Raw genomic sequence first — 12,799 nt, 5'->3', positions numbered from 1 at the left:
ATAACGCAGTATTTCTATGAAGCAAGGGCTCCATCTAAAAATTGGTCAGCACCTGACCATGACGCCGCAGCTGCAGCAGGCCATACGCCTGCTTCAGCTGTCGACACTCGACCTTCAACAGGAAATCCAGGAAGCGCTCGAAAACAACCCCATGCTCGAATCCTCGGACGATGAGCACGACGAAGCGCCGGATGCCGACTACAACGAGCACCAGAATTCCGAAGCCCCGCAAAAAACCAGCGAGGCCGAGCGCGAACGCAACAATGCGGAAAGCGCTGACGACAGCCCCCAGGCCGAAGACAAGTGGAATGATGACATCCCGGAAGAGCTCGGCACCGACAGCTCGTGGGACGATACCTTCCAGAGCAACCAGCCCAGCGGCCCTGCCCGCGATGACGACGGCACCATGGAGTCCAACGACACCGCCGAGGAAACGCTGCAGGATCATCTGGAATGGCAGCTCAACCTGACACCCATGAGCGACATTGATCGCCTTATTGCGACAGGCATTGTCGACGGTATCGATTCCAATGGTTATCTGCGCATCTCACTGGATGAATTGCTGGAACACTTCAAACAAGAGAACCCAGCAGACTTCGAAGACATTGAACCCGAAGATATCGAAGCCGTATTGCACCGCATCCAGCAATTTGACCCGGCCGGCGTCGGCGGACGGGACCTGGGCGAATGCCTTGCCATTCAGCTGCGCCAGATGCCGGACTCGACCCCGTGGCGCAAGGAAGCCATTCGCGTCGTCAGCGAGTTCATCCAGCTGCTGGGCAGCCGAGACTACAAACAGCTGCTCCGGCGCACACGCCTCAAGGAACAGCAGTTACAGGAAGTTATCCTGCTGATTCAGAGCCTGAACCCCCAGCCCGGCGCCAGCATCACGGCAAGCACCGCAGAATATGTCATACCCGATGTCGTGGTCAGCAAGGTCAAGGGATTCTGGACCGTCACGCTCAACCCGGACACGGCACCGCGCCTGCGCATCAACACCCAGTATTCGGACCTGATCCGGCGCGCCGACAACAGCTCTGACAATACCTACCTGAAAAACCACCTGCAGGAAGCCCGCTGGTTTATCAAGAGCCTGCAAAGCCGCAACGAAACCCTGCTCAAGGTATCGCGGGAAATCGTCGCGCGCCAGGAAGGCTTCCTGGAACAGGGCGAAGAAGCCATGCAGCCGCTGGTATTGCACGACATTGCCGAAGCTGTCGAGATGCATGAATCGACCATCTCCCGTGTCACAACGCAAAAGTACATGCATACCCCAAGGGGCATCTTCGAACTGAAGTACTTTTTCTCGAGCCACGTTGGCACCAACGACGGTGGCGCAGCCTCATCTACGGCCATCCGCGCCCTGATAAAGCGCCTGGTGGCGGCCGAAAGCAGCACCAAACCACTGAGTGACAGCAAGATCGCCCAGCTGCTGGATGAGCAGGGATTCAAGGTCGCCCGGCGCACAGTGGCGAAATACCGTGAAGCAATGAACATTGCACCTTCTAATGAGCGCAAGCGTCTGGTTTAATTGAGATGCAAACAAGGCGATCTTTCGCCGCTGTTGACTAGGAGATAACTATGCAGATCAACATCACAGGACATCACGTCGAACTCACCGATGCACTGCACGAGTATGTACACAGCAAATTCGGTAAACTTGAGCGGCATTTCGACAACATCACCAATGTCCAGGTTACCCTGAGTGTAGAAAAACTGCGCCAACAGGCAGAAGCCGATGTCCACCTTGCAGGAGGCAAGTTGTTTGCGACTCACGAACACGAAGACATGTATGCCGCCATCGATGGCCTGACCGACAAGCTTGATCGTCAGATTATCAAGCACAAAGAAAAAACCAAAAACCACAAATAACGGTAAACGAATACGCCCATGTATCTGCATGAACTGCTGACCCCCGCCCTTACATTCTGCAACCTGGATGGGGGCAGCAAAAAACGCGTACTGGAAACGGCCAGTAAATTGATCGCCGAACAGGTACAAGGGCTGGCCGCTGAAGAAATCTTCAGCGGCCTGATCGGCCGCGAGCGGCTTGGTAGCACCGGTATCGGCAGCGGCATCGCCATTCCCCACTGCCGGCTCGAAAACGCCACCAAGGCCAGCGGCATGATGATCAAGCTCGCCGAGCCGATTGATTTTGACGCCATCGACAACCAGCCGGTTGACCTCATTTTCGTACTTCTGGTGCCCTCAGAGGCTACCGATGATCACCTGCAAACCCTGGCCATGCTGGCCGAACTCTTCAGCCGCGCAGAAGTACTGGCGGCACTTCGCGACACCACCTCTGACCAGCAGCTTTTCGACACGACACTGCATCTGGCCTCGCACTGAGCAGCTAAACGCCATGTCCAACTCCCCGGCATTCGCCCCTGCAACATCCACTTTGGTGGCATGGGTATGAAACTGGTTGTCATCAGTGGCCTGTCCGGATCCGGTAAAAGTACCGCGCTGCAGGTACTGGAAGACGTCGGCTTTTACTGTATCGACAACCTTCCCGCCCTGCTGCTGCCCAGCCTGATCGAGCAAATGCTGAAGGACTCGATGCCGCCGGAAAAACTGGCTGTCAGCATCGATGCCCGCAACCTTTTGAGCAACCTGCGACAGTTTCCCAAGCTGCTCAATAATTTGCGCACCCGCTATGCCGAGGTAAACACCGAAGTACTGTATCTGGATGCGTCGGATCCGACGCTGCTCAAGCGCTACAGCGCCACGCGCCGCAAGCATCCCCTCTCCGGCGAGAACACAGGCTTGCAGCAGGCGATTGAAAACGAGCGAGCCCTGCTTGAGCCCATCGCCACCCTGGCGGACCTGCGCATCGATACAACCCGCCTCAAGCTGTATGACCTGCGCGACAGCATCAAGCTGCGCGTATCCCAGCGCACCGAGCAGCAGATCTCACTGCAGTTTGAATCCTTTGGCTTCAAGCACGGGGTACCTCTGGATGTCGATTTCACTTTCGACGTCCGGGTATTGCCCAACCCGTTCTGGATTCCGGAGCTGCGCGGCTTTACCGGCATGGACGACCCCGTCATCGGTTTTCTTGAGCAGTCCCCGGAAGTGGCTGAAATGATCAGCGACATCCGCAACTTTATCGAAAAATGGCTGCCTCACTTCAAGAGCAACAACCGCAGCTATATCACCATTGGCATCGGCTGTACCGGCGGACAGCACCGCTCGGTCTTTATCGCAGAGCAACTCGCTGGCCATTTCCGGCGGTCTGTGGATAATGTGCATGTCCGTCATCGCGAACTGAATTAAACGCCGGACCCATGGATTTATTGATCGAGGATACGCCCCGGCATGATCGAAAAGCACATCACAATTATAAATAAGCTGGGACTTCACGCCCGCGCAGCTGCCAAACTGATCAGCACCACCGGAAAGTTTTCCAGCCAGATCCGCATCAACAAGGACGGGCGCGAAGTCGATGGCAAAAGCATCATGTCCGTCATGATGCTTGCCGCCAGCAAGGGTACCGAATTGCTGATTCGTGCCGAAGGCGAGGACGAACAGGCCGCCATGGACGCCATAACCGCGCTGATTGAAGACTATTTCGGCGAAGGCGAATAAAAAACCCGTTTTTGCCCCCTGCCCAACCCTTGACCCCGCTGATACCCGCTGGCCGATTCCGGTATACTGACCTCCCCGGCGCACCTGCCAAGCCAGAGCCGCCGAACCCGATATCAGGGGCAACCCAATTCAGTTCCCCCTGCCTCAGCAGCCGTTGGTCAGCACAAGGATTTCATGAGCAGTAAAGAGCCACTCTCTCCGATCGAACGACTGAACGCCGCCATGGACAGCGGTGAGCTACGTCAGGTGCGTCATACGCTGAACAACAGCATGCGCCCGGTGGAGATCGCACACCTGCTGGACAAGTCCCCGCCAAAGGAACGCCAGCTGCTCTGGGGACTGGTCAACAAGGATCTGGAAGGCGACGTTCTGCAGCACCTGGGCTATGACGTCCAGGCCGAGATTCTAAGCCGCATGGAAGCCCGGGAAGTCCTCGAGATCACCGAAGGCCTGGATATAGACGACATGGCCGACCTGCTGCAGCAGCTGCCTGAGCGCATCATGCGCGAACTGCTGCAGACCATGGACATCCAGAACCGCACCCGGGTAGAACAGGTCCTGTCCTATGACGAGGACACCGCCGGCGGCCTGATGAACACGGATACCGTGACGATCCGGCCGGACATCACGGTGGAAACGGCGCTGCGTTATATTCGCCGCCACAAGGAAATACCGGAGATGACGGACAGCCTGTTCGTGGTCAGCCGCCGGGACGTCTACATTGGCATTCTGCCCCTGACCAAACTGCTGGTATCAGACCCGGACATCATGGTGCGCGAAATCATGAGCACCGACATCGAGCCCATCGAGGCGACGATGACGGACAGCGAGGTCGCACAGCTGTTTGAGCAGCACGACCTGGTATCAGCTCCGGTGGTAGACGAGGATGGCAAACTGCTCGGGCGTATTACCATCGATGACGTGGTCGATGTCATCCGTGAAGATGCCGACCACTCTCTGATGAGCATGGCGGGCCTGGGAGAAGACGCCGACACCTTCGCACCCCTAATGAGAACGACGCGTAACCGGGCCATCTGGCTGGGCGTCAACCTGCTCACCGCCTTCATTGCCTCGGCGGTCATCGGCATGTTTGAAGAGACCATCGAAAAGGTCGTCGCACTCGCCGTGCTGATGCCCATTGTCGCTTCCATGGGCGGCATCGCCGGCAGCCAGACGCTGACGCTTGTCATTCGCGGCCAGGCACTCGGGCACCTGGAACGCTCCAACGTCGGCTGGCTGCTCAACCGCGAGCTGGCCGCAGGCGCACTGAACGGACTGCTCTGGGCGTCCGTGGTCGCCGCCGTGGCGATCATCTGGTTTCAGGATATCCATATTGGTGGCATTATCGCGGCGGCCATCGTTATCAACCTGATTGCCGGCGCCCTGGCCGGCACACTGTTGCCCATCGGCCTCAAGGCTGCCGGCATAGACCCGGCTCTGGCCGGTAGCGTTCTGCTCACCACCATTACCGACGTCGTTGGCTTCCTCGCCTTCCTCGGACTGGCCACCTATTTTTACAGTTAAAGAACCGAACTATGAATAACGAAGACGATTTCGAAAACATTGACCCCGCCGACCAGGAAGAAGAGTGGGTCAGTAAAAGCCAGATCAAGCGTGAGATGAATGCGCTGCAGGACCTCGGCAAAAAGCTGGTTGCCCTGAACAAGGATCAGCTGGCCAAGGTGCCAATGGACGAGACCCTGCGCGAAGCGATCGACGAGTGCCGCCGATTGAAAAAAGGCGAGGCCATCCGCCGCCAGTTGCAGTACATTGGCCGCCTGATGCGCCAGGCCGACAGCGAAGCCATCAGCCAGACCCTCGACAGTTTCGAGGCCGGCAAACAGGCCCACGACGCCCACTTTCACCGCCTGGAGCGCTGGCGCGATCGCCTGATCAACGGCACGCCGGACGACCTGACCGACTACGTCGCCGCCTTCCCCCACGCCGATATCCAGCACCTGCGCCAACTGATACGCAACGCACAGCGCGAGGCACAGCAACAGAAGCCACCGGCAAGTTCGCGCAAACTGTTCAAATACCTGCGCGAACTGGCAGAAGAGCCGAGCTGACCCCGGAGCCTGCATTGCTCCATACCTGCGTAAACGAAAAAGCCGGAGCTGCGGGCAGCAGTTCCGGCTTTAGTGCAAATGCCCGCTAAAGTGCTTATTCGATAGCCGCCCTGCGCCGATGCTCGCCGACTCGCATGTTCTGGCGTATGCGCTGCAATTCCTGCACGTCGATCTCACTCGCGCACCAGCCTTCACCAAACCCGAGCTGGGCGACAACCTTGCCCCAAGGATCGACGATCATGGAATGGCCCCAGGTCTCGCGGCCATTGCCGTGCAGCCCACCCTGATTAGCCCCCAGCACATAGCACTGGAACTCCACCGCCCGGGCGCGCAACAGCAACTCCCAGTGCGCGGCGCCGGTAACAGCGGTAAAAGCCGAAGGTACGCTAACAAGCTCTGCGCCGGCATCGCGCAAGCGCTGATAATGATCGGCAAAACGCAGGTCATAGCAGATACTCAGCCCAAGGCGCCCACAGGGCGTATCGACCAGCACGATCTGAGTGCCGGGTTCGATATAATCGGATTCGCGATAACACCCCTTCGTATCCGCCACATCGACATCAAACAGATGACGCTTGTCATAGCGCGCCCGCTGCCGACCCTGATCATCAAACACCAGACTGGCTGAACGCACCCGTCCCGCCGCGACTTCGCTGCCATTATCCAGCAGCATCAGCGGCACGGAACCTGCCACCAGCCAGACACCCGCGTCTGCGGCAAGTGCACCCAGGCGCTGCTGCAATTCCCCCCGCCCCTGCCCTTGCGCCAACGTGCGCAGGCCGGACGAGTCAAACAGGGCAAAATTTTCCGGCAACAGCACCAGCTGCGCACCGTCGGCCGCAGCTCCGCGCACCAGGCGCTCCGCCGTCCCCAGGTTGGCCGAAAAATCCGGCCCGGACACCATCTGTACCACTGCGCAACGCGACATTTCCACCTCTCACGTTTTGTGCCGTTCCGCCGCCGCCCCGGGGCCTGCCCAAAGGGCACGCCGGGCAAGCTTACTGCGGCGCCTCTGAACGCATAATCGACACCTCCGGATCATCCCATCCGCCGGACACGCGATAGCGAATCGAGGTGACCTTTTCCAGCTTGTCGCCGATCAGCTTGTCGATCAGAAACACCGCGCCAGCGACCTGGGGAGCTCCCAGCAAAACCGCGGCAAGCGGAATATTGCTGGTGAGCGGCAGAATCACCTCCATTTCCTGCTCGACCGTCTCGGCCTGCAGGTCAAGGCTGCCGGTCATGGTCATGTTGGCCGAAGGGCCTTGCAGCCTTAGCGGCTCAAGCGTTCGTGCCATGCCGCGCTCAAAGGCATAACGTCCCGACAGGCTATCGAAGGCCAGGCCACTTTTTAACAGGTCGGAGAAGTCCAGTTTGAGCCGCCGCGCCAGGCTGTTGAGATTCAGAATACCGAAAATACGCAGGATATTGCTCGCGCCGCCGCTTTCGATGATGCGCCCGTCCTTGAGCCTGAATGCCAGCTCACCCTGCGCGCTGGCCAGTGAAATATCCCAGGGCCGGCTCAACCACCCCAGCTGCAGGTAGGCATCGGTATGTTCGGAACTGAGCGCCCGACCACTGCCCAGGGCCTCGAGCACGGCGCCTATATCGCCCCCGTTAATCTTGAGCGTCAGCTCCGTACTGCTGGCGGGCAATTCGCGCCAACTCCCCTCGCCGAGCACATCCAGGCTGCCGATGCGTCCCTCGATTGCCTCAACAGCCAGCCACTCACCTTGCGGGCGCAGCGAAAACTGCCAGCGTCCGAGATCCCGCGCCCCCAGGCTCAAGCTACTGACGCTGACATCCACCGCAGGGACCCCACCAAGGTCAATCGGCTCAGGCGCACCAACCGTGTCGCGACTTTGCTGCGCTGGCGCAGTGTCGGGCTCAGGCAAGTGCAGCGTATCGATCTGCAGCCGGTAGGGTTGCCCCGGCTGTACAGGCCAGCTCAGGGTGGCATCCAGTGCTGCGGTCTCCAGCGTCAGCTGCCAGGGCGCCGTCGCCAAATGCACCTTGGCCTGGGCGAACTTCATGCCGCGCACATCCAGTTGCCCCACCTGGACGTTCACCGCACGCAGCACCAGGGTGCTGCCGGCCCCTGCTGCGCCGGCTCCCGCCCGGCTTTCGGTACCACTGCCAGAGCCGCCCTCAGCGCCGCCGAGCCAGCCCTGCGCTTGCAGAAACGCCTCCAGCTGGTCGGTATTCACAGACTCGATGCGCCCGTCGACCCAGAGCCCGGCCAGCAACGGCAACTCCGGTCGTGCGCCGCCGAACATGATGCGGCCGCGTCCCGCCACCGACGGTGCGATACCGAATATTGCCCTGAGTCGCTCATCATAATTCAGCCGCAGCGTCCCCTCATTCAGCCCCAGCACCACGGACAATGCGCGGGGTTCGGTCGCCGGTTTGCCCAAAAACCCGGGCCAGGGCACGGCCACACCGGCCAGGTCACTGGTAATCACCAGCCTGTTACAGTCCTCGGCACCGCTGCACAAATCCAGCCGGGCGTTATAGCCGGTCCTGCCCGTGAGATCTCGCAGAATATCCAGCTCGCTCCAGTCTGCCAGCTGCGCCATGGGCAGTTCACCGGCAAGACTGATCCGGGTACGCCAGGGTACCGTGCCCGGCGTGCTGATCTGAGCCCGCACCGGCTGACCCAGCATCTTGCCATCCAGCCGTTCACTGCGCAGCCCTTTTGCCGTGCTGTAATGCAGATCACCGCGCAGATCAGAAAATGCCAGTCGCAGTGATTCGGACGCCAGCGTGCCGCTGGCCAGGCGCGTTGCAACGGCAACACTGGGCTGACGCTTGCCGTCGAGCGGAATCGCCAGCCGCAGCGCACTCTGTACCTTGCCGCTCAGTGTCCACTGCGCCAGCTCATCACCGACAAGCGGGCGCAACGGGGATTCCATCAGCAGACGATGAATATCGCCGGCATCGCCGCTGAGCTGCCCGTCGATCTGCAGAGGTGCATCCGGCCCCTGCAGATAGACACGCGCATGCTCAACCCGCGAGTCCATCAGCTGACCGTCTTCGACCTCCACCAACAGGGCGCGATCACGCAGCATCACAAAGACCTGGCCATCCTTCACTGCGGGCCAACCCGACTGGTAGGCCATATCAGCCTGTTCCACGTCAAAGAACATCTGCACGGTGGGCGCTACGCGTGCTTCCAGCCTGCGGGTACCTCCATGCAACAGAAACCCGCCCTGGCGTACCCGGCCGGCGCGAATCGCACCGGCCAGCCAGTCGTAAAGGCCGCGCCCCACCGCCTCCGGCGGCACATAGTTGGCCGTTTGCAGCGCGTCACTGTCGGTCATGCCGATCATCAGGGTCAGCTCGGTCTGCTCTTCACTGGCATAGGGCAGTCGCATGCTGAAACGCCCTGCCGCCGATACCGACTCATTGGTCAGATGCAGCAGCTCGCTGCCGATGACAACGGCGTCCGGCTCCAGTGACCAGCGCACGACGCCACCGGCCTGGTCGTAGTGCCAGCCCTTGTCATAGAGATCGGGAAAGAACAGCTCGAAATCGGTGGTGGCCAGGTGAATACGCCCACCGCGCAGGTTCGCCTCCAGTCGGCCGCTGACACCACTGACTCGCGGAGCCCCCCAGGCCGCCTCGCTCGACAGGCGGTCGAGATCGGCCTGGAGCTCAAAAGCGCTCCAGTCATCATTTTCAGGCCAGTTTGCGCGAAAGCGTGTCAGCTGCCCCGTTGGCGCCAAGGGCTGCAATGCGTGCTTCAACCCCTGGGGCAGAAATGGCTGGCGCTGCAGCCAGTGCGCCAACGGTGCCATGTCGATCCCGGAACCGGCAATCTGGCCGGGCTTCAGCTCACCCTTGTTCCACACCGCCTCTAGCAGTATTTGCGGCACCACAAGCCCCGCTCCGGCACTGTTCAGTGCCAGCTGGTTCAGCTGTAACTGATAGCGGTCACCGCTGCGCAGTAACGCAAAGTCTGTAAGGGCGTCAGTAATATCGGGCAGATCGGGCGATGCGGCGGAGAACTCCGCCACCGCGAGGGAACCCTGCAGACGATCCAGCTGACCGTCTGAAATGCGCCCCCAAAACTCGGTGCTGGCGCGCAGCCGGTCGATCTTAAAGGGCAGCAGCTCCAGATTCAGTAGATCAGGGCCCAGGTCATCCAGCGACAGGTAAAAATCATACTGTGCCTGCAACAGGTCTTGGGCAGCACCGCGGGTTTCGATGGCAAAGCGCACGGCCCCCGCATCGCCGGCCGCCGGCAGCAACAGGGTACCGCCCAGCTGATGTTCCTGCAGGCTGTTTTGCAACGTCAGTTGCGGCACGCTGAGCACCCGAGGCACGCCCAGCTCCGGCACGAGGGTAAGCTGTACATCAGAAATGGACACCGCCGGCTGGATCATGGCCAGCCCGAGCATCCGGTTCCAGGCATCGGCCTTGAGGCCGCTCCCGCCTTCGCCCGCTCCGGGACGATGCATCCAGCGCCCGTCCCGCTCGCGCCAGGTCAGCTGCAGCCCGCTCAGCTCTACCTGACGAAACACCGGGACCCTGTTGACCAGGGTCGCCGGCAGGTCTAACTCGACACTGAGATGATGAATCCGGGCGCGCAGTTCGGGTCCCGAGTCCGTGCTGGCAAAAACACGCACCCCGCTCACCGAAAGCACCGGCCAACTGCCGCGCCACTGGGCATGCACAGCTTCAATATCCAGCGGCACGCCGAGCTGCTCACTGAGCATCGCGGTCAACTCTTCTCGATATTCGCTAACCGCAGGCAGGAACTGGCGCAAAAGCGTCACCAGCAGGGCGATGAGCAGCAGCAAGCCGGCGCAGAACCAGCCCAGTCCACCCAGCACCCGCCCCAGCCTGATGTTCATGCCGGGCTCCGGTTAGCGCAACACGACGTCGAACTGCTCAGGGCTGTAGAGCGTTTCGACCTGAAACCGAATGGTTTTGCCAATAAAGGCCTCAAGCTCAGCCAGGTGCTCGGACGCATCATCCAACAGATAGTCCACCACCGACTGGGCACCCAGCACCAGGTAGGAGTCGGTATCGTAGGCGCGGTGCTGGCGCAAAATCTCACGGAAAATTTCGTAGCAAACGGTCTCCGGCGTCTTTATTGTGCCGCGCCCCTCGCACTGGGAACAGGCATCGCACAAAACTTGCTCGAGGCTTTCCCGGGTACGCTTGCGGGTCATCTCCACCAGGCCGAGCTCCGATACACCGGTAACCTTGCACTTGGCATGATCCTTTTCCAGGACACGTTCCAGTGTACGCAGCACCTGGCGCTGATGATCGGGGTCTTCCATATCGATAAAGTCGATGATGATGATGCCGCCGAGGTTACGCAGACGCAGCTGGCGTCCGATGGCCGTGGCCGCCTCGAGGTTGGTCTTGAAGATCGTTTCTTCCAGGTTGCGATGACCGACAAAGGCACCGGTATTGATATCCACCGTGGTCATGGCCTCGGTCTGGTCAAAAATCAGGTAGCCACCGGATTTAAGCTCGACCTTGCGCCCAAGCCCACGCTTGATCTCCTCTTCCACATTGAACAGGTCAAAGATCGGCCGCTCGCCCGGGTAATATTCCAGCTTCTGCTGAATCTCCGGCACCAGCGCCTGCACAAACTCCTGCGCCTTCTGAAAGGTTTCGCGCGAGTCAATACGGATACGCTCAACACCGGCATGCGCCATGTCACGCAGCGCCCGCATGTTCAGCGGCAGGTCTTCGTAGACAATTTCCGGCAGACCGGCACCCTCGATCTTGCACTGAATGGCGCCCCACAACCGGTACAGGAACAGCAGGTCGGCGCGCAATTCGGTTTCGTTGGCACCTTCGGCGACCGTACGCAGAATGAATCCGCCGCGGTTTTCCTCACCCGCCTCTTCGGCCAGAGACTCAATCAGGCTGCGCAGACGGTCACGCTCATCACTGTCCTCGATACGCTGAGAGACACCGATGTGCTCATTGCCGGGCATATACACCAGGTAACGCGACGGAATGGAAAGGTGCGTAGTCAGGCGTGCGCCCTTGGTACCTATCGGGTCCTTGGTGACCTGCACCAGCAGCCCCTGACCTTCACGCAGCACCTGCGCGATGGAGGTAGTACTGCGCTCCTCCGCCGTGGCGGATTGCCCCAGCACTTCCTCAACATGTATGAAGGCGGCACGTTCGAGACCGATATCAACAAACGCCGCCTGCATGCCCGGCAATACGCGGACCACCTTGCCGTTATAAATGTTGCCCACGAGACCGCGGCGCTTGGCCCGCTCGATATAAATTTCCTGGGGTACACCGTTTTCGATCACCGCTACGCGGGTCTCCATCGGCGTAAAGTTGATCAGAATTTCTTCGCCCATCGCTTACCGCCTGCTCCTTCGACTCTCATTTAAGCTGACCGCCAAACCGATCTCCAGATCCGTTTAAATGCACGGCCGGGCCTTTGTGGCCCTTGTCGCGCACAGCCGCTAAAAGCTGCGCGAGCATATTAGTGTTATTCAGCACTGTACCAGAGCGGCACACCAAACTGTGTCAGCAACTGCGCCGTCTCGGCCAGGGGCAACCCCACCACGGACGAGTAACTGCCGCTAATCGAAGTAACAAAAACGGCGCCCAACCCCTGAATGGCGTAGGCACCGGCCTTATCCACGGGCTCACCGCTGGCCCAGTAGCGCCGGCAAAGCGCTTCGTCCAGCACGCGGAACTCCACCTCGGTGGTTACGACCCTTGCTTCGGCCCTCTGCGCATCCACCACCGCCACACCGGTCATGACCTGGTGCCGACGACCCGATAACAGCATCAGCATGCGTATCGCATCGTCTTCGTCACGGGGCTTGCCGAGGATTTCATCGCCGTAGATCACCGCCGTATCGGACCCAAGCGCAGGATATCGTGCTGCACCCTGTTCAAATCCCGCGCGCGCCTTTTCAAGCGCCAGCCGGCGCACGTAACTCTGGGCAGCTTCCCCCGGCAGACGCTGCTCGGGCAGATCCGGCGCGCAGGCCTCAAAGGCCACACCGATCTGAGTCAGCAGTTCACGCCTGCGGGGCGACGCAGAAGCCAGTATCAGGGTTGTCATCGTAAAGTCGAGTTCCTTTGAATGTCGTCCGGTGCGCGGTCATACCGGCCTGCCGTAATCAGGGCGCAGTGCCTACATCGCGAGA

At 60.2% G+C, this 12,799-nt stretch carries 11 protein-coding genes; 7 read left to right on the top strand and 4 right to left on the bottom strand.

The genetic code is table 11. The features are described 5' to 3' along the window. Positions 1–16 precede the first annotated feature (16 nt). The 7 genes from F451_RS0119530 to yjgA all read left to right on the top strand — a co-directional run bounded on the left by F451_RS0119530 (position 17) and on the right by yjgA (position 5,657). Complete coding sequence (locus F451_RS0119530; RefSeq protein WP_020683103.1) at positions 17–1,531, top strand: RNA polymerase factor sigma-54; 1,515 nt, start codon at positions 17–19, stop codon at positions 1,529–1,531. 50 nt (positions 1,532–1,581) lie between these two features. Further along, a complete protein-coding gene (gene hpf / locus F451_RS0119525) occupies positions 1,582–1,872 on the top strand; it encodes a ribosome hibernation promoting factor (protein ID WP_020683102.1) in 291 nt (96 codons plus the stop codon). An 18-nt stretch (positions 1,873–1,890) separates the two neighbouring features. Next, a complete protein-coding gene (ptsN, locus tag F451_RS0119520; RefSeq protein WP_020683101.1) occupies positions 1,891–2,349 on the top strand; it encodes a PTS IIA-like nitrogen regulatory protein PtsN in 459 nt (152 codons plus the stop codon). Positions 2,350–2,415: 66 nt separating this feature from the next. Continuing rightward, a complete protein-coding gene (rapZ, locus tag F451_RS0119515; protein ID WP_026291903.1) occupies positions 2,416–3,276 on the top strand; it encodes an RNase adapter RapZ in 861 nt (286 codons plus the stop codon). Positions 3,277–3,318: 42 nt separating this feature from the next. Continuing rightward, positions 3,319–3,588 carry an HPr family phosphocarrier protein gene (locus F451_RS0119510; protein WP_020683099.1) on the top strand — a complete coding sequence of 90 codons (270 nt, stop codon included), beginning with the start codon at positions 3,319–3,321 and terminating at the stop codon, positions 3,586–3,588. Positions 3,589–3,762: 174 nt separating this feature from the next. Continuing rightward, the gene (gene mgtE, locus F451_RS0119505; protein WP_020683098.1) at positions 3,763–5,112 is read left to right on the top strand and encodes a magnesium transporter; all 1,350 of its coding nucleotides are present in this window, start codon (positions 3,763–3,765) and stop codon (positions 5,110–5,112) included. Positions 5,113–5,123: 11 nt separating this feature from the next. Then, positions 5,124–5,657: a ribosome biogenesis factor YjgA gene (gene yjgA / locus F451_RS0119500; protein WP_020683097.1), complete on the top strand. Its 534-nt coding sequence runs from the start codon at positions 5,124–5,126 to the stop codon at positions 5,655–5,657. A 94-nt stretch (positions 5,658–5,751) separates the two neighbouring features. Here yjgA and F451_RS0119495 read toward each other — a convergent pair whose 3' ends face one another. The 4 genes from F451_RS0119495 to F451_RS0119480 form a co-directional block, all read right to left on the bottom strand. Further along, positions 5,752–6,585, bottom strand: coding sequence for a carbon-nitrogen hydrolase family protein (locus F451_RS0119495; RefSeq protein WP_040880211.1), 834 nt, complete (start codon positions 6,583–6,585; stop codon positions 5,752–5,754). Positions 6,586–6,655: 70 nt separating this feature from the next. After that, positions 6,656–10,513, bottom strand: coding sequence for a YhdP family protein (locus tag F451_RS0119490; RefSeq protein ID WP_020683095.1), 3,858 nt, complete (start codon positions 10,511–10,513; stop codon positions 6,656–6,658). A gap of 12 nt (positions 10,514–10,525) precedes the next feature. Continuing rightward, positions 10,526–11,995, bottom strand: a complete 1,470-nt coding sequence (gene rng / locus F451_RS0119485; protein ID WP_020683094.1) for a ribonuclease G — start codon at positions 11,993–11,995, stop codon at positions 10,526–10,528. A gap of 134 nt (positions 11,996–12,129) precedes the next feature. Beyond that, entirely contained in the window at positions 12,130–12,714 is a 585-nt protein-coding gene (locus F451_RS0119480; protein WP_020683093.1) for a Maf family protein, read from the bottom strand. Positions 12,715–12,799: the final 85 nt, after the last annotated feature.

Source organism: Marinobacterium rhizophilum DSM 18822 (assembly GCF_000378045.1).
Lineage (GTDB): Bacteria > Pseudomonadota > Gammaproteobacteria > Pseudomonadales > Balneatricaceae > Marinobacterium_A > Marinobacterium_A rhizophilum.
The sequence above is the reverse complement of the archived record's forward strand: the minus strand, read 5'-3'. Positions and strand labels throughout refer to the sequence as shown.